The following is a 1,731-nucleotide window of genomic DNA, read 5'->3' as shown; positions in this document are numbered from 1 at the left end:
AACCAACCCCCCCCGCCCGCCCGCCGGTTCAGCGACACGACGAGCAACGGCTCGGCGCCGCGTTCTCGCCAGTGCGTCTCGATTCGGGTATGCATCGCCGCCAGCGATAGCGCCGAGGAATCGCTGACGCGCGCGGGGGCCAGCCAACGCGCGCGCGGCAGCAATGCCCACGTGCGTTCGCGTGCGGCGCTCGGCGCACGTTGTGTCGACTGCGCGTGCGCCCACCACTCGTCGAGCGTCGCCCACCAGCCGCGACCGTGCGCCTCGGACGCCACCGCCGGCAACTGCCCACCGTGCGCGAGTGGATGGAAAAGCCAGCCCTTCAGATAGACCTGCGGCAGCCACGGTCCGGCGATAGGCAATGCGCTAAGCGCTGCGTCCAGCGTGGTCAGGCGCAATTGATGATCGAGCAACCGCGCCACCTTGTCGGCCAGGCTGTCGGCCAGATTCGGTCCGAGCCAGTGAAACTGCACGGCACGTTCGTCGAGCCCCGGCGACGGCGTCGCTGGTGGCACGAACAGATACAGCTTCACCGCCAGCTCCCAATGCAGCAATTGACGGTCGGCGCGCCGGGCCAACAGGAAATCGCACTCGCCGAGCGTCATATTGCCGCGCCGGGCGTCACGCACCTGCAAACCGGCGGCGAGCAGATCGAAGCGAGGACTGTGCAGCAGTGCGAAGTGCAGCAGTTGCTCCGCATAGCGCCCCAGGCGATGACTTTCGCCGCGCGCAAGAAAGTCGCGCAACGGCTCGACGTCGGCATCGCAGGCCAGTAGCCAGTCGCGCAGGATTCGGGAATGGGGGACGGGATCGGCGATGTCGGGCTGGCGCGCCACATCGTTCACCGCCTGCACGCCGTCGAACTGCGCCAGCGCCGCCGGAAAGCGGGCGGCACTGAGCAGATCGGCGGACAACAGCAGCCACGCGAGGTCGCGCACCGGCGCCTCGCGCAGCGTTTCGATCAGTTCGCCGTAGGCGTCTGGGAGGGAGTCGATTCGCACACAGCCTCGTAGGTAGCCCGTGCCAGGCACCAATCGGTCCAGGCCTTGGCCTTGTCGGGCAAACTGCGCAACAGGTAAGCCGGATGGTACGTCACGATCACCGGCACGCCTTCATATTCATGCACGCGCCCGCGCAGGCTGGCGATGCTCGCCTGCGTGCGCAAAATGCTCTGCGCGGCGAAACGCCCCATCACCACGATCACGCGCGGCTTGAGCAGTGCCACCTGACGCTTCAGGTAAGGCTCGCAGCTCGCCACTTCGGTCGCTTCGGGATCTCGGTTGTTCGGCGGACGGCACTTGAGGACGTTCGCGATATACACGTTCTCGCCGCGCTGCAATGTCACGGCGCGCAGCATGTTGTCGAGCAGCTTGCCCGCCTGCCCCACGAACGGCTCGCCCTGCAAATCCTCCTGCTGGCCCGGGGCTTCCCCCACGAGCAGCCAGTCGGCCTCGCGGTCGCCCACGCCGAAGACCGTCTGCGTACGCGTTTCGCACAGGCCGCACAGGCGGCAATTGGCGACGCGCTCCGTCAGCGCCTCCCAGTCCAGTGTCTCGACGCCCGGCAGCGCAGGACGCGACGGCGCCCCGGCCTCGCCCGCATCGCGCATGATCGACCACAGCGCAGCATCGGCGGCTGCGTCGCCGTCGCCGCTGCCATCGCTGTCGAGCCACATCGGCCTGTCGTCGGGCGGCAGGTCCTCCATGTGACGGCTGGCCCCACGCGGTGCGG

Annotated in this window: 2 protein-coding genes; both read right to left on the bottom strand. The window is 68.4% G+C overall.

The features are described from left to right. Positions 1 to 1,001, bottom strand: a 1,001-nt coding sequence (locus A985_RS27070) for a DUF1853 family protein (RefSeq protein WP_198288700.1), incomplete at its 3' end; no start/stop codon positions are given. Further along, positions 962 to 1,731: uracil-DNA glycosylase family protein (locus A985_RS0114360; protein ID WP_157211475.1), on the bottom strand; the 770-nt coding region annotated here is incomplete at its 5' end. The genes A985_RS27070 and A985_RS0114360, both read right to left, overlap by 40 nt.

This window comes from Pandoraea sp. B-6 (assembly GCF_000282835.1).
GTDB classification, from domain to species: domain Bacteria; phylum Pseudomonadota; class Gammaproteobacteria; order Burkholderiales; family Burkholderiaceae; genus Pandoraea; species Pandoraea cepalis.
Note: the sequence above shows the minus strand (reverse complement) of the source record. Positions and strands in the feature narration are given on the sequence as shown.